A 16,190-nucleotide genomic window follows, 5' to 3' on the forward strand; every position below is an offset into this window, starting at 1 on the left:
ACGGCTGACAAAAATTTCTTTCCATTGCCCAAGGAATCGCCACTAGCCTTCGTCCAACAGGCAAATGATGGCGCTGATGCTGGATGAAAGCGAAGCCTCCGACGCCGAACTGATCGGGCGGGCGCAGGGCGGAGACAGGGGGGCTTTCGGCACATTGCTCGAAAGGCACTATGACTTCGTCTATCGCGCCGCCTATCGCTGGTGCGGGAAAAAGGCCGACGCCGAGGATATCGCCCAGGAAGTCTGCGTCCGGCTCGGCCGGGCGATCCGCGACTATCATGGCAGCGGCGCCTTCACCACCTGGCTCTACACCATGACGCTGAATGCGGCACGCGACATGATGCGCAAGACCGTCCGCGAGGCGATCAAGACCGAAGCCTACGGGACTTACGAGCTGATCTCGGGAGGGGCCTCGGCCGAGCCCGAAGATCCAGCCGAGGCGCTTTGGGCGGCGGTGCGGATGCTGCCGGACAAGCAGCGCGACGCGGTGCTGCTCGTCTATGGCGAAGGGCTGAGCCACGCACTCGCTGCCGAGGCGATGGGCATCTCGGAGGCGACAGTTTCCTGGCACATCCATGAAGCGAAGAAACGGTTGAAGGCGCTCATGCTTTCAGCCGGGGAAGTGTGATCATGGTCGACGACAACGAACTCAACAGGCTGCGCAACATCGCAGCACCGCCGCCCGGTGCCGACGCGAAGGCGCGTGCCGTCGAGGCCGCCATGCGGGCTTACGACCTGGACGAAAAAACTTCACCTGCCGCCCAAGGAACGGCGAAAGGGGTTCGTCTCACAGAGCGAGCACAAAAGCTCTGGAGCGAAATCATGCAAAAGAAACTCTTCGCCACCCCGGCCATTGCCGGGCTCGTCGCCCTGCCGATCGCTGGATACGCCACCATCTATATGCTGCAGGAGCAGCCGTTCCTTTCCGGTGGGGGCGGGAAGATCACCGAAACGCTGGCGGACAAGCCAGTGGCTAGGAAGAAAACAAATGCCGACGCCGAAGCTCGCGTCGCTGCCGAGGCGCTTGTCGCGCCGGCATCGCCACAATCGGCGGCCGGCGGTCTGGCAAGGCAGGGTGCGCCGACCGGCAATGCGCCGCCCGCGCCGGTGGCGAGCGGCGACTTCGCACAGGACGGCGCAAGCGCCCCATCGGTCAAGGGTATGGCCGGCACAACAGCCGAATCCAAACTGATGGTGCAACCGCCTGCTATGGCGGCCGACCAGATGCTGCCGCAGGAGCAAAACCGCGACCGCCTCGAGGACTTCAAAAGCAACCCGGTGCGTGCCGGGCTCGAAGACCCGGTATCGACCTTTTCGATCGATGTCGACACCGCCTCCTATTCCTTCGTCCGGCGTTCGCTCAGGGAAGGTGTCATGCCGCAGGCCGACACGGTCCGCGTCGAGGAGATGATCAACTACTTCCCCTATGACTGGAAAGGTCCGGACGTTGCCTCGACGCCGTTCAACTCGACCGTCAGCGTCATGCCGACGCCGTGGAACGGGCACACCAGGCTGATGCATGTCGCCATCAAGGGTTTCGACGCCAAGCCGGCCGAGCAGCCCAGGGCCAATCTGGTGTTCCTGATCGACGTGTCGGGCTCGATGAACGAGCAGGACAAGCTGCCACTCCTGCAGTCCGCCTTCCGGCTTCTGGTCAACAAATTGAAGCCCGACGACACGGTTTCGATCGTCACCTATGCGGGCGATGCCGGCACTGTCCTGGAGCCGACGAAGGTTTCGGAGAAGGACAAGATCCTCAATGCCATTGACACGTTGACCCCCGGCGGCAGCACGGCCGGCGAGGCAGGCATCAAGGAAGCTTACCGGCTGGCGCAAAAGTCCTTCGTCGAGGATGGCGTCAACCGGGTGATGCTGGCCACCGACGGCGACTTCAATGTCGGCCAGACCGACGACGACGATCTGAAGCGATTGATCGAAAAGGAGCGCAAGACCGGCGTGTTCCTGTCGGTGTTCGGTTTCGGTCGCGGCAATCTGAACGATCAGATGATGCAGACCATCGCCCAGAACGGCAACGGCACCGCCGCCTATATCGACACCTTGGCCGAGGCGGAGAAGGTGCTGGTCGAGGATGCGTCTTCGACGCTATTCACCATCGCCAAGGACGTGAAGATCCAGGTCGAGTTCAACCCGCAAAAAGTCTCGGAATACCGGCTGATCGGCTACGAGACCCGCGCCTTGAACCGCGAGGATTTCAACAACGACCGCGTCGATGCCGGCGAGATCGGCTCCGGCCATTCGGTCACCGCGATCTACGAGATCACGCCGAAAGGCAGCGGCGGCGAGCAAATCGATCCGCTGCGCTACGGCCAGGATTCGGTGAACAATGGCGGCGTCGCCAATTCGGACGAATATGCCTTCGTCAAGATCCGCTACAAGCTGCCGAACGAGGATGCCTCGAAGCTGATCACCACGCCGGTGACATCAGCCAACGAAGTTGCTGATTTCGACCAGGCAAGCGCCGACCAGCGTTTCTCCGTTGCCGTCGCAGCCTTCGGCCAGAAGCTGCGCGACGAGGATGCGACCGCGACGTTCGGCTACGACAAGATCATCGAGATTGCCACTGCCGCCCGGGGAGCCGACCCGTTCGGCTACCGGTCCGAGTTTCTCTCGCTGGTGCGCCTGGCCTCGGCGCTCGGCGGTAACAGGTAGTGGGTGTGACGGCCGGTTTTTCTCAGATGGGATCGTCCTGATACGGAAAACCGACCGGTGGGCGGTGAGGCAGGCCGGCATGGGAAACCCTTGCCGGCCTTTTTCACATTTGTCAGGCGCGGCTGCGCCGGCGCTCGCGGCGGGCTTCGCTGGTCTCGACGCTGTTGACTGTCGCTTGCTTGTTGCGCATCGGGCCGATGCGCTCGACGATTTTCTCAACGGTCGGGCGATCCGACCTTGTATGCGCGTCGAGCGCCTTGCGCATGGCGGCGAGGTGGGCGAACGAGGTGCCGCAGCAACCGCCGACGATCTTTGCGCCGGCATCGACGGCCAGCCTGACATAGTCGGCCATCAGTTCGGGCGTGCCGGAGTAATGGATCTCGGCGCCGCGAAATTCCGGAATGCCGCAATTGCCCTTGACGATCACCGTCGCCTCCGGCTTCGCCTCGGTCATGTCGAGCAGCGAGGCGAGGATGTCGGAGGCGCCGACGCCGCAATTGGCGCCGACACCGAGCGGCGCCTGCGACAAGCCATCGGTGACGCCGTGGATGTCCTTCGGCAACAGCCCCATCATGGTGCGGCCGGCGGTGTCGAAGGAGCCGGTGTAGGTATAGGGCAGGCCGACGCGGATCGCCGCTTCGGCTGCGGCGCGGATTTCGTCCGGCGCCGACATGGTCTCGATCCAGGCGACTTCGGCGCCGCCGGCCTTCAGGCCCTCGATCTGTTCGGCAAAGGCCTCGACCGCCTCGTCATAGGTCATGGCGCCGAGCGGCACCAGCAACTCGCCGGTCGGGCCAACCGAGCCGGCGACGATGACCTTGCGGCCGGCTTTATCGGCGACGGCGCGGGCGATCTCGGCGGCGCGCCTGTTTAGAGCATGCACGCGGTCTTGCGCATGGTGCAGTTTCAGCCGGTGGCGGGTGCCGCCGAAGGAGTTGGTGAGAATGATGTCGGCACCGGCATCGACGAAATTCTGGTGCAGGCTGGTGATGATGTCAGGCGCCGTCTCGTTCAGCAACTCTGGCGCCTCGCCGGCCTCGAGCCCCATGGCGAACAGATTGGTGCCGGTGGCGCCGTCGGCGAGCAAAACGCCCTTTTCGGCAAGCAAAGCGTCAATTGGATTGGTCATTGGAAATACGCCTTCCGGGATTCCAAGCAGACTTCGCTCGCCCGCTTCGTCTGCTCAGGTTTTTTGTATTGCCGCAGGTTCTCGTCGCAAAACCGCGAGGCACTTTTGCGGAACCTGCTGGTCGAGACAAGGATATAAAGAAATCTTTATATGGCGTCAATGTCGGCGCGGTAAACAGGCCGTCAAAATCGCATTTCCGCCAGCCTTTGGATGAAGCTGGCTGCTTCGTGCGCATTGATATCGGCGGCGCGGATCAGGTTGTCGAAATGGCTGGTCAGCGTGCGGACCGGCTGCGTCGCGTTCAGCACCAGATACATGTCGCCGACATAGATAGCGGCGCGATACGGCCCAAAGATGGTGTAGGGGATCGAGTAGCGCATCCGCCCGTCATAGAGAAACAGGCGGAAGGTGGGATAAAGGTCGTCGAGCAGCGTCGCCATGTGAAGAAGCTGCTGGTGGCGGTCGGCCTCAGGGAAACGGTCCCAGATGCCCAGTCCGCGCGCAAAGATCTCCAGCGTGTGGCGCGGCATGCAGACTTCCATGTCGGTTTCGGGCCGCCGGTTGTAGTCGATGCGGTACTGCGTCTCACCGGCCTGGGCCTCACGGCTCTTGTTGGCGATACCGGCCTCGTAATCGATGAGCGCGTCAGTGCGCAAAAGATCGGGAATGCCGGCCGGCACGTAGCGGATTTTCGTGCCCGCGGCCTCGGCATGCCATTTGGCCAGCAGCGTGCGGTCGAAGCCGTCGGCCGCTTCCTCGATCTCCAGGCTCTCCCGGATTTCACCGGTGACGCCTTCGTCCTGGCTGAGGCCGAGCAGCCAGTCGAGCGACACTTTGAATTCGGCGGCGATGTTGAGCAGCGTTTCGGCGCGGGGAAGGCGTGTCGAGGCGCCGGACAGCAACTGCGAAAGCGCCGAGCGGTCGATGCCTACCGCAGTCGCGAAAGCGGACTGGTTCAGATCGGACCGTGTCAGGAGCATTTTCAGGCGCTCGCGAAAGACCGTCGACAGGTCGCGTTTATCCATATCGTCATTCCGGTCATTAGGAGGAAAAGAATCCGCCGAACCCGCCAACGTGCCACTTTAGGCGTAAATGAATCCTTCAGTTTGTTGACAACATATAACATCTGCGGCCGAAAATGCGCAATCGCAACATTTTGTGCGCTTTGTCGCGTTGCAGCATCACAACGCTCCTGACACAATGCTGTCAGGAATCAAAACGGTTCCGGCGACTGGAAGGGCACTGGTCGATCGATGACAAGCAGGAATAACAGACGGCACAATGCACCGGCCATCGAATGGCCGACCGTGTTCCTGGCGTTTTTTTGTTACGCCACCTGGCTCGCAGCTGGCCTGTTCCTGTGGCCGTCCTATCCGCTGCTGACGCTCGTCGTTCTGGCGTTGATGGCGGCGCTGCAATCCTCGCTGGCGCACGAAGTCCTGCACGGCCATCCGACCCGCAATGCGCAGCTCAACGAAGCTTTCGTCTTCCTGCCGATTGGTCTGGTCTGGCCGTTCCGGCGGTTCAAGACCATTCATCTGCGCCATCATGCCGACGAACGGCTGACCGATCCGCTTGACGATCCTGAAAGCTATTACAAGGCGCTGTGGCAGCATGACGAATTGCCGCCGGCGATGAAGTTCCTGCTGAAGATCAACAACACCATGATCGGCCGGCTCATTCTCGGCCCGTGGCTGTCATGCATCGGCTTCTTCATCGACGATGCCAGGCAGGTGCTCGCCGGCGACAAGGTGATCCGCAAGGCATGGCTGCTGCACGCCATCGGCCTCGCCGTGGTGCTGCCGGTCGTGCAGTTCGGCTTCGGCATGCCGCTATGGCTCTACGTCCTGGTGCCGGTGTGGCTCGGCCAGTCGCTGATCTCGATCCGCACCTTCGCCGAGCATCAATGGTCGGAGCATCCGGAAGGCCGCACGGTGATCGTCGAGCGTTCGCCGCTGTCCTTCCTGTTCCTCAACAACAATCTGCATTTCGTCCATCACAAGAGCCCGACGGTGGCCTGGTACCGGCTGCCGAAGCTGTTTGCCGAGCGCCGTGACGAGTGGCTGCGGATGAACAATGGCTACGCCTATCCGAACTATTTCGCGCTGCTTAGGGCATATGCGTTCAAGGCCAAGGAGCCGATCGTCCACCCGGTGCTGCGGCGCACGCCGGAACCGGGCCGGGCGTTCAAGCCGCGCGTCAGGGCGCGCAGCCTCAATGGGCTTGGCAGCGCGCCGGTGCCGGCCGAGCCGCCAAAAGAATGATTTTTGCAAACGGTGCAAGCGCCGCCGCTCAGGCGCCCGGCGTTCATGATCTTGTCAATCTCAATGCACAACGGTCAAATCCCGGCATGAGCGATTTCATTGCTGGCTTGCCGATGTATGACTGGCCTGAAACACGGAGTGAGGTCGATGCCCAATGGGCACGGCTGCGTGATGCCTTCCGGCAAAAAGGCATCGACGCCCCGCAGACCATCGCTCGCGTCAATGCCGATTTGCGGCCTGTCGAGGGCGGCATCCGCGACGCCACGGGAAAGCTCATCGCGCCCGATCCGGCGACGCTGCCGCCGGACGAATTGGATTTTTTCGGCCTCTGGCTGCATCCGGCGCTGCTGCTCGCTCAGACCTGCTGGGGTCCGATGGAACTCGGCCTGGCGACGCATGTTCAACTGATCGGCCAGCCGCGCTACGACGCGTTCGAGGGCGGGCAGGGTGAGCTCTATTCGAGCGCGCTCGTGATGCGTGCAGGTGAAGCGCCAACGGTTGGCTCACCGTCCGACGGCAGCCCGCTCATTCCGCTCGATGTCATGCGTGGCAAGCATTTTACCTTCAACAGCCTCGATTCCATGTCGGGCATTATCGCGCTGACGCGTGACCTGGAGGCGCTGGGCGAAAGCCTGGACATCTTCTCCGAGCGCAGCGAAAGCGGTGGCCACCGCGCCTCGATCATCGCTATTGCCGAGGGCAAGGCCGATGTCGCGGCCATCGACTGCCAGAGCTGGGCCAAGGCGCGGCGCTTCGAGCCGGCAGCGGAAGCGGTCACGGTCGTCGGCTGGACAAGGCGGCGCAAGGGCCTGCCGTTCATCACCGCCAGAACGACACCGGAAAAGATCGTGGTGGCGTTGCGCGAGGCTGTCGCGGCACTTGCATAAAACCAATCAGCCGCCGAGCAGCCGCTCGTCGAGCCGATAGGTCGAAAGCTGCTTGTTGCCGGTTTCGGTGATCAGGATCTGCTCCTCGATCTTGACGCCCTCGCGTCCGCCAAGCCGGCCGATATAGCTCTCGACGCAAAGCACCATGCCTGACACAAGCACGCCGTCGGGCGTGTCTTCGGTCCAGTCGATCGCATGCGGCAGCGTCGGGTATTCGTCGGCCAGGCCGACGCCGTGATAGAGCACGCCGTAACGCGTCGGGAAACAATCCCCGGGCGGCACCGCCGAGCGTTCGACAAGATCGCGGAATGATATGCCCGGCCGCATCAGGCTGATATTGTGGGCGATCTGGTCGGCGGCGATGCGAAACAGCTCGCGTTGCTCGTTGGTCGGCTCGATGTCGCCGCAGAGCCAGGTGCGCGACAGGTCGGCGCAAAAACCGTAAGGGCCGATCAAATCGGTATCGAAAGCGACGAGATCGCCGGCTGCGATCGTTCGCGACGAGCATTCCTGGAACCAGGGATTGGTGCGCGGGCCTGACGTCAAGAGCCGGGTTTCGACCCATTCGCCGCCACGCGCGATGTTGCCGCGGTGGAGTTCGGCCCACAATTCGTTTTCGGAAATTCCTGGCCTCAATGCTGCTTCCATTTCGCCCATCGCCGCCTCGCAGGCGACGATCGACCGGCGCATGGCCAGGATTTCGTCGGGCGATTTGATCAGGCGTGCGTTTTCCATCAGCGCTTCGCCATTGCCGATTGAGATGCCGAGGCGGGCGAGCTCTTCGACGCCCTCGGGATTGATGCGATCGACGGCGATGCGGCTGTTGCCGCCGCCATGCTGCTTGACCAGATCGGCGATCCCGGCGGCCCAGCGGCGGACTTTTTGCTCGGTCAGTTCGCCGCTGTAGAGATATATCCACGACACTGCCGGCCGCACCTCGTCGACGACGCCGGAGTGGTCGGAAAGGTGCTCGCAGGAAAAATAGTCGAACAGCACCACCGGACCTTCGGTGGCAACGAAACAGTGTCTCGTCGGATTGTGCGCGACCCAGAGCTGCATATTGGTCGAGTCGGTCGCATAGCGGATGTTGATCGGATCGTAGAGCAGGGCTCCCGCATATTCGTGGCGCCTCAGCTCGGCGCGGATGCGGTCGAGCCGGTATTGGCGCATGGCGGGCAGGTCGGGAGCAGCAATGCCGGCGGCGTGCCACTCGGCTTCCGCCAGTGCGCCGTAACCAAGCACATGCTGGTTGAGCTCAGCGGCCTTCTGCCGCGACTTCAGGCGCAACGCCTCGATCGAGCCTGCTTCGTCCGGCTCGAACGGCATGATCCTGCGGTGACGACCGAACCGTCGCTCGACGCTCGGTTCGCTCATTTTCCTATCCTCCCGATATCAATCGACCGCGCGGGTCAGGCCCGAGGGCGGGCCTTTGGGTCCAATGCTTTCAGGCTCGCATCTTCTCGCCGCTCGGGTCGAAAGGCGGCTCGACATTGATGCGGGCCGGTCGTCGGCTTCCAAGGATTTCGATCTCGAACAGTCCGGCGCTCTCGTCGCCGGCCAAGGCCGCCGGCACATAGCCTTGCGCCATCGATTTCCTGATATAATGGGCATAGCCGCCGGAGGTGACCCAGCCGACCACGCGCCAGTCGCCGTCGACGATGCCGCGCACGGCCGAAGCGCCTTCCGCGGCCCTGGAGCCACGCACTTGCTTGCCGTCCGTGTCGAAACGCTGCGCGCCATAGCCATGCGGCTTTTCCACCGTGCCAAAATCCTTGCCGCCGACCTTGGCCCAGATCGGTTCGTCGCCCATCACGTCGGCATCCGCGGCATCGACGATGAAGGAGACACGGCGCAGTTTTGGCCCTTCCGCCTGCTCCCTGGCCGCCGCTTCGCGGCCGATGAAGTCGTTCTTCTCCAGCTTGACGAAGCGGTCCATCGCGCCTTCGAACGGCCCGTAGATCGGGCGCAGTTCGCGGAACCAGGTCGGAAAGTTCTTTTCCAGGCGCATCGAGAGCAGGGCGCGCATGCCGAAATCGACCAGGCCGAACTCTTCGCCGGCATCCTTGATCGCCTTGTAGACGAGGCGCTGGTAGGCCGGCGCCATCCAGATCTCGTAACCGAGGTCACCGGTATAGGTAATGCGATTGACCATGCAGGGCGCGCCGCCGACCGCCATCTCGCGAAAGTCCATGAAGCGGAAGGCCTCGGTCGAGATGTCGACGTCGACCAGTTTCTGCAGCAGGTCGCGCGATTTCGGCCCGGCGATCGAGAGGCCGACCAGCGTCTGGTCGAAGCGGTGAATGCGGACCTGTGGCGCCCTTGGGCCCTCTTTCGGCAGGTGCTTCTCGAACCAGCGCATATGATACTTCTGCGCCGCCGACGAACTCCAGATCATGAAGCGCTCTTCGCCCGCCTTGGCGATCGTGAAATCGCCGATCAGCCTCCCAAAGTCGTTCAGCATCGGGGTCAGCACGATGCGGCCGGTCTTCGGCATGCGGTTGGTCATCAGCCGGTTGAGGAAATCTTCCGATCCCGGCCCTGAAACTTCGTATTTGGCGAAGTTGGCGATCTCGGTGACGCCGACCTTCTCGCGGGTGGCGCGCACCTCCTCGCCGATCGGTCCGAAATCGTTGGAGCGATGGAACGAAACGATGTCCTTCGGCTCGGTGCCTTTCGGCGCGAACCAGAGCGGGGTTTCAAGGCCCCAGCTATCGCCCATGACGGCGTTGTTGGCCAGCATCGTGTCGTAAAGCGGCGTCGTTTGCGCCGGGCGTGCCGCCGGCAGTTCCTCGTTGGGAAAGCGGATGGAAAAGCGGCGCGAATAATTTTCGCGCACCTTGGCATTGGTGTAGCGCAGCGTCGCCCATTCGCCGAAGCGCGCCACGTCCATGCCCCAGACGTCGAAGCCGGGGTCGCCATGGACCATCCAGTTCGACAGCGCCAACCCCACGCCGCCGCCCTGCGAGAAACCGGCCATGACAGCGCAGGCGCACCAGAAATTGGTCAGGCCCTGCACCGGGCCGACGAGCGGGTTGCCGTCGAGCGCGAAGGTGAAGGGACCGTTGATGATCTGCTTGATGCCGGCCTTCTCGATGCCGGGAAAATGCTTGAAGCCGATTTCGAGCGACGGTGCGATGCGGTCGATGTCGGGCTGTAGCAGCTCATGGCCGAAGTCCCACGGCGTGTTGAGTGGGGACCACGGCTTGCAGGCTTTTTCATAAGTGCCGAGCAGGATGCCATTGCGTTCCTGGCGGGTGTAGATCTCGCCCTTGAAGTCCAAGACGCCGATCATCTCGCGGCCGGTCGACTTGTTGAATTCCTCGACCTCAGGCATCGGCTCGGTCAACAGGTACATGTGCTCCATGGCCAGCAGCGGCAGCTCGACCCCGACCATGCGGCCGATCTCGCGCGCCCACAGGCCGCCGCAGTTGACGACATGCTCGGCCTTGACCGTGCCTTGCTCGGTAACGACATTCCAGGTGCCGTCGACCTCCTGCGTCAGCTCGACGACGCGGTTGCGCAGGACGATTTCGGCGCCGAGCTTCCTGGCGGCCTTGGCATAGGCGTGGGTGGTGCCGGAAGGATCGAGATGGCCTTCGACCGGGTCCCACATGGCGCCGACGAAATTGGTTTCGTCCATCAGCGGGAACATCGCCTTGGCCTCTGACGGCGTGATCAGCTCGGTGTCCATGCCGAGATAGCGGCCCTTGGCGTGGGCAAGGCGCAGAAAATCCATGCGCTCGGGCGTGTCGGCCATCATCACGCCACCGGTCAGGTGCAGCGAGCAGGACTGGCCGGAAAGCTCTTCGATCTCCCTGTAGAGTTGCACCGTATAGGCCTGCAGCTTGGCGACATTGGGATCGCCATTGAGCGTGTGGAAGCCGCCCGCCGCATGCCAGGACGAACCGGAGGTGAGCTCCGAACGCTCGATCAGCATGATGTCGGTCCAGCCGGCCTTGGCCAGATGGTAAAGCACCGAGCAGCCGACGACACCGCCGCCGATGACAACCGCTTTTGCATGAGATTTCATGAAGATAGTTCCGTTTTTGAAGAGATTGAATCGAGTGAGCGGGGCGTGAAGACAAAGCGAGGAAGGGCGCCGGCTGGAATAGTCTCGCGCCTTTCCTCTACCCCGTCGATCGGGGAGAGGTGTCGAGCGAAGCTCGACGGAGTGGGGGTCGACTGTTCATCAAACGATCAAAAATCGGTCGGCGCGCCGCCTTCGGACCGGCGTTTGTCGACGAAGGCGTCGAGTTCCTCGCGGATAGCCGGGTCCATGTAGGGCTCTTCGTAGGAGGCAAGCCGCTCCTTCCACACCCGATTGGCTTTTTCGATGGCCGTCGGCGACCCGGCTTCCGCCCAGGTCTCGAAATTGCGCCAGTCGGAGATGATAGGCGAATAGAACGCGGTCTTGTAGCGGTCCTGGGTGTGCTGGGTGCCGAAGAAATGGCCGCCCGGACCGACGTCGCGGATGGCGTCGACAGCCAGTGCTTCCTCCGAAAGGTCGAGCGGGGTCAAGAATTCGGCCATCATCTGCAGCAGATCGATGTCCAGGATGGTCTTCTCGTAGGAGCAGCGCAGGCCGCCTTCCAGCCAGCCGGCCGCATGCATCATCAGATTGCCGCCGCCCTGGATGGCGCCCCACAGCGAGAACACGCTTTCATAGGCGGCCTGTGCGTCGACCGTGTTGGCGGCGCAGGTGTTGGAAGTGCGGTAAGGGATGTTGTAGCGGCGGGCGAGCTGGCCGCCGACCAGTTGCGCCTTCATGTATTCTGGCGTGCCGAAGGCCGGCGCGCCGGACTTCATGTCGACGTTGGAGGTGAAGCCGCCATAGCCGACGGGCGCGCCCTTCTTCACCATCTGGGCGAAGGCAATGCCGGACAGCGCCTCGGCATTCTGCTGCACCAGCGCGCCGGCGATGGTCACCGGCGCCATGGCGCCCGACAGGGTGAACGGCGTCACGATGACGACCTGGCCCTTGCTCGACATCTGGATGATGCCTTCCATCATCGGCACGTCGAGCTTGAGCGGCGAATTGGTGTTGATGATGGTGAACACCGACGGCTGTTCGAGAAGCTGTTCGTCGCTGATGCCGCGCGCGATCCTGGTGATCTCGATGCCGTCGACATTGCGCTCCTTGCCGAGCGAATAGATGTGGAACACCTTGTCGGTGAGCACGCTCAGATCGCGGATGCATTCGAGGTGGCGGACGGACGGATGGATGTCGATCGGCTCGACCGGATAGCCGCCCGTGCAGTTCAGGATGTTGTGCATCTGCGCAAGTTTTAGGAAGTTGCGGTAGTCCTGCTGGTTGCCGGGCCGTCGGCCGCGATCGATGTCGGAGCAATTGGGCGCCGACGCCATCATCGAGATGATCAGATTGTCGCCGCCGAAGCGGACATTGTGCGCCGGATTACGGGCATGGATGGTGAATTCCGACGGGCAGTGCGAAACCAGCTCGAATATCATGTCGCTGTCGAAGCGCACCCGCTCGCTGCCTTCGCGGACATCAGCGCCATGCGCCTTCATGATGCGCCTTGCCTCGTCGTGCAGCACGTCGACGCCGATTTCCCTGAGAACACGCAGCGAGGCGAGGTGGATCGATTCTAGCTCGTCGTCGGAGACCAGCCTGGTCGGCGTCAGCGGCATTTTCAGCTGACGGAAAGGCGGCTGCTCGAATGCCGCCGCTGCGCCGGCGCGCTTGCCCGCGCGGCCGCCGCGACGGGCGCGGTCGTTTGCCAATGCCGGTTCGGCGGGATGAAGGGCGGCGGTCATGATAGTCCTCGTAGGCTGCGACGGTGCGGCGGCATAATGGACCGACCGCCGGCCCGCCATTGCGGAGGCGGCGACCACTAGGGCGAGGGAAGCGACATCGACGTTCGCCAGCCGGACGCACCACGCGAAACCAGGTCTGTGCCCGAACTGTGAAACATGTCACGTTGCGATCACGTCATATTGAGTAAGTACATTGAATACAAACCGTCCTGAGGGAGACTATTTCCGTGTCGGATGTTGTCAGCGTGCGTGCAGCGACCAACAACGAAGTCGCCTTCATTGCTTGGGATATTGACGGAATGATTGACGGCTGTCTCGGCTTCGAGATCGTCCGCATCTATCCCGGCACCGGCGAGGAACGCTGTCTGGCGTCCTGGGTGCCTTTCAAGGGGCAACGCAACAAGGACTGGATCCCGCAGGATACCGGCGTCTGGCCGGTGCAGAAGACATTCTGGCGCGATCTTACGGTGCGGCGCCGCCGCGACAGCGTTGAAATCAGGCCGGATGGCGAAATGGTCGCCTACCGGGTGCGTCCGGTCGGCGACATGCGGCCGGGCCTCGATCCGGTGCCGGTGCGCCCCGAGAAAGCCTATAGCGGAGCGGCGCGGCCGCTCGGCTATCTCGGACAAGGCGCCGTCAGTCCGACCATCTTCCTGGGATCGATGTTCGGCAAGGCGCGGCTCGCCTTCACCAACGGCGTGCTGTCGACGCAATGGCTGTCGCGCGCGCTGGAGGACGCCGGCATCAAGGTCGGGCAGCGCGACAAGATCAGGGCCGAGCTTCAGCGTCCCGGCAGCAAGATACGCGCCTATCTTCACGGCGAGGTTCCGGATGTGCTCACCAGCCTGATGAAACGGGCCAAGGCCGAGGGCGGCACTGTCAGGCTTGCCCTCTATGAGCTTGGCGACGACGAGCTGTGCGACGCGATCATCGACGCCAGGGATGTCGTCGAGGTCATTCTTGCGAATTCGGGCAGGGATGAACAAACCAAGGCGTGGGACGCGGGTAACGCGCCGTTCAGAAAGCGGCTGCGCGACGCCGGCGTCGTGCTGACCGATCGTCTGTTCAACAACAACCATATCGGCCATAACAAGTTTGCCGTCTACCGCGACGCCCAGGGCAAGCCGCAAGCGGTCATGACCGGCAGCACCAATTGGACGTCGACCGGCATTTGTGGACAGTCCAACAACGCCTTCATCCGCGACGACCCCGCCATGGCCGAAGTGTTCGATGCCTATTGGGAGCGGATGAAGGCCGACGTGTTCCCGCCGCCGGCGAGCGAAAGTGCGGCCGGACGTGTGGCGCAGAAGCAAGGCAAGCCGTTTCGCCTGAAGAATCGCACACCGAATCATGTCGGTGGAACCACCATCTGGTTCTCGCCAAACGATCCCGAGCGCAGCAAAAAGGACATCTCGGTGCGGCCTGTCGATCTCGAAGACGTTTTCGCACGGATCAAGGCGGCGAAGGAGGCCGTGCTGTTTCTCGTGTTCAATCCTTCGCGGCTTGGCAACAATTCGGTCATCGATCAGGCGGTCGCGGCGGCGACGGCGAATCCAAAGCTGATCGTGCAAGGCGCAATCAGCGATCACACCGCCATGCCAAACTATATTGCCCCGACCAGGGATCCAGTCACCAACAAATCGAACAAGGACGGGAAGTCGCCATTCGTCTTTCCGGAGAAGGTCTGGGAGGCGCCGAACGTCTCCATCGTCAGGGCGGCCAACCTGACGGGGGCCTCCGTTGCGCGGGATTTCCAGGCGGAAGTGCTGACCGTCGGCCATGCGATCGTGCACGACAAGATCGTCATCATCGATCCGATGGCCGACAACGCGACCGTCATCGCCGGCAGCCACAACCTTGGCTACAAGGCGTCCTATGAAAACGACGAGAACATGGTGATCGTCAAAGGCGACAAGACGTTCGCTGCGGCCTTTGCGGTGCATATGCTCGATGTGTTCGACCACTACAAGTTCCGCGCCTGGCGCAGAACGATTGGAGAAGGACCGTCGGACAATGACGGGCTCTCCATCGACGACAAGTGGCTGAAGCCTTACGCGGAGGGCAGGAAGGGGGCGATTGCCCGGTATTTTCCGTAATGGCCTGAATGGCGCCGCGAACTCTTGAACAAGTCCTGCTCTGGCTGGCGCAAGCGGTTGTTGCCGCCGGAGCTTCCCGGCACGCTGCCGAAACGCTAATCGTGCAGGTTCCTTTTGGTGCGGATCATGGACCTGGCGGAACAGAACAGCGACGAGACAATGCAGTGGGCGGCGATCACCGGCGTGATCGCCACAGTTTCGGTGTTCGCCATCGCGCAAGGGCTTAGCTACCCGCTGCTGAGCTTCATCCTGCAGCGCCAGGGCGTCTCGCCGGCCATGATCGGCCTGTCGGCGGCAATGACGCCGGTCGGCTTTATCGTCTCCTCGCCGCTCATCCCGGCACTGGCGCGCCGGTTCGGGGCAGGGCGCACGGCGCTCACCTGCGCGGCCCTTTCCGCGATCGTGCTGGCGCTGATCGGCTGGACACAAAATGTCTATCTCTGGTTTCCACTGCGCTTCCTGATCGGCGTGGTGACCAATCCGCTCTATGTGCTGAGCGAGATCTGGGTGATCGCGCTGGCGCCACCGGCGCGCCGCGGCCGCGTGATGGGGGTCTATTCCACAGTCATTTCGGCCGGTTTCGCCGCCGGCCCGCTGTGCCTGCTTGCGGTCGGCACCGAGGGATGGCCGCCGTTTCTCGTCGGCATCGCCGCATTCGTCTTTTGCGGCGCCTGTCTGGCGCTGGTGCTGGGACGGCTGCCAAAGGTCGATCAAGCCGGGCACCAGGTTTCGGTGATGGGATTCATGCCGATGGCATGGCTGCTGCTGTCGGCGGTCGTCGTGGCCGCCGGTTTCGAACAGGGAGTGCTGGCACTGCTGCCGGTCTACGGAGCGCATTATGGCATCGCGGAGGCCCGCATGTCGGCGCTGCTGTCGATGATGATCGCCGGCAACATCGCCATGCAGGTGCCGCTCGGCCTGCTGGCGGAGCGGCTGACGGCGCGTCTGGTGCGATTTATCTGTGTATCGCTAACGGTGCTCGGATGCGTGCTGTTGCCGGTGCTCATCGAGACGCCGCTGATCTGGCCGTGCGTGTTTGTCTGGGGCGCGGTTTCCTACGGCATCTACACGATGTCGATCATCGAGCTCGGCGAGCGGTTCACCGGCTCGGCGCTGGTCGCCGGCAACGCCGCCTTCTCGCTGATGTGGGGTGTCGGCGGCATCGCCGTGCCGCCGTTGGCGGGCGGCGCCATGGATATAATTGGCGCCAACGGCCTGCCGATCACGCTTGGCGCCATTTGCCTGGCGCTGGCGCTTACAACCGTCTTGCGCGGGCGAGCAGTCTAATACAATTGCGGGGTGCCTTCATTTCCTTGCCATCTGGAAATCGCCCATAAATCACACTCGGCATGGTATTCAGAGGGATGCA

The 16,190-nt window shown here is 62.8% G+C and carries 11 protein-coding genes; 6 read left to right on the forward strand and 5 right to left on the reverse strand.

Annotated elements, in window-relative coordinates; all coding sequences use genetic code 11:
* Nucleotides 1-67: 67 nt before the first annotated feature.
* Nucleotides 68-628, forward strand: coding sequence for an RNA polymerase sigma factor (locus tag JG739_RS15380; RefSeq protein WP_202367483.1), 561 nt, complete (start codon nt 68-70; stop codon nt 626-628).
* A gap of 2 nt (nt 629-630) precedes the next feature.
* Nucleotides 631-2,670 carry a vWA domain-containing protein gene (locus tag JG739_RS15385; protein WP_202367186.1) on the forward strand — a complete coding sequence of 680 codons (2,040 nt, stop codon included), beginning with the start codon at nt 631-633 and terminating at the stop codon, nt 2,668-2,670.
* Nucleotides 2,671-2,782: 112 nt separating this feature from the next.
* On the opposite strand, the gene bmt is transcribed toward JG739_RS15385, so the two are convergent.
* Together bmt and JG739_RS15395 are read right to left on the reverse strand one after the other, a co-directional pair.
* Entirely contained in the window at nt 2,783-3,799 is a 1,017-nt protein-coding gene (bmt, locus tag JG739_RS15390; RefSeq protein ID WP_202367187.1) for a betaine--homocysteine S-methyltransferase, read from the reverse strand.
* A gap of 182 nt (nt 3,800-3,981) precedes the next feature.
* Complete coding sequence (locus tag JG739_RS15395) at nt 3,982-4,824, reverse strand: helix-turn-helix domain-containing protein (protein WP_202367188.1); 843 nt, start codon at nt 4,822-4,824, stop codon at nt 3,982-3,984.
* 228 nt (nt 4,825-5,052) lie between these two features.
* On the opposite strand from JG739_RS15395, the gene JG739_RS15400 reads away from it, so the two are divergent.
* Both JG739_RS15400 and JG739_RS15405 read left to right on the forward strand, forming a co-directional pair.
* A complete protein-coding gene (locus JG739_RS15400; RefSeq protein WP_202367189.1) occupies nt 5,053-6,063 on the forward strand; it encodes a fatty acid desaturase in 1,011 nt (336 codons plus the stop codon).
* Between the two features lie 86 nt (nt 6,064-6,149).
* Nucleotides 6,150-6,950: a phosphate/phosphite/phosphonate ABC transporter substrate-binding protein gene (locus tag JG739_RS15405; RefSeq protein ID WP_202367484.1), complete on the forward strand. Its 801-nt coding sequence runs from the start codon at nt 6,150-6,152 to the stop codon at nt 6,948-6,950.
* A 6-nt stretch (nt 6,951-6,956) separates the two neighbouring features.
* On the opposite strand, the gene JG739_RS15410 is transcribed toward JG739_RS15405, so the two are convergent.
* From JG739_RS15410 to JG739_RS15420, 3 genes are all read right to left on the reverse strand, one after another.
* Complete coding sequence (locus JG739_RS15410) at nt 6,957-8,324, reverse strand: M24 family metallopeptidase (protein ID WP_202367190.1); 1,368 nt, start codon at nt 8,322-8,324, stop codon at nt 6,957-6,959.
* 70 nt (nt 8,325-8,394) lie between these two features.
* A complete protein-coding gene (locus JG739_RS15415; RefSeq protein WP_202367191.1) occupies nt 8,395-10,980 on the reverse strand; it encodes a GcvT family protein in 2,586 nt (861 codons plus the stop codon).
* Between the two features lie 167 nt (nt 10,981-11,147).
* Nucleotides 11,148-12,725: a trimethylamine methyltransferase family protein gene (locus JG739_RS15420; RefSeq protein ID WP_202367192.1), complete on the reverse strand. Its 1,578-nt coding sequence runs from the start codon at nt 12,723-12,725 to the stop codon at nt 11,148-11,150.
* A gap of 227 nt (nt 12,726-12,952) precedes the next feature.
* On the opposite strand from JG739_RS15420, the gene JG739_RS15425 reads away from it, so the two are divergent.
* Both JG739_RS15425 and JG739_RS15430 read left to right on the forward strand, forming a co-directional pair.
* Nucleotides 12,953-14,821, forward strand: coding sequence for a phospholipase D-like domain-containing protein (locus JG739_RS15425; RefSeq protein WP_202367193.1), 1,869 nt, complete (start codon nt 12,953-12,955; stop codon nt 14,819-14,821).
* A 126-nt stretch (nt 14,822-14,947) separates the two neighbouring features.
* On the forward strand, nt 14,948-16,108 hold the full coding sequence (locus JG739_RS15430; protein ID WP_202367194.1) for an MFS transporter: 1,161 nt from the start codon (nt 14,948-14,950) through the stop codon (nt 16,106-16,108).
* Nucleotides 16,109-16,190: the final 82 nt, after the last annotated feature.

It is taken from the genome of Mesorhizobium sp. L-2-11, from assembly GCF_016756595.1.
Classification (GTDB): domain Bacteria; phylum Pseudomonadota; class Alphaproteobacteria; order Rhizobiales; family Rhizobiaceae; genus Mesorhizobium.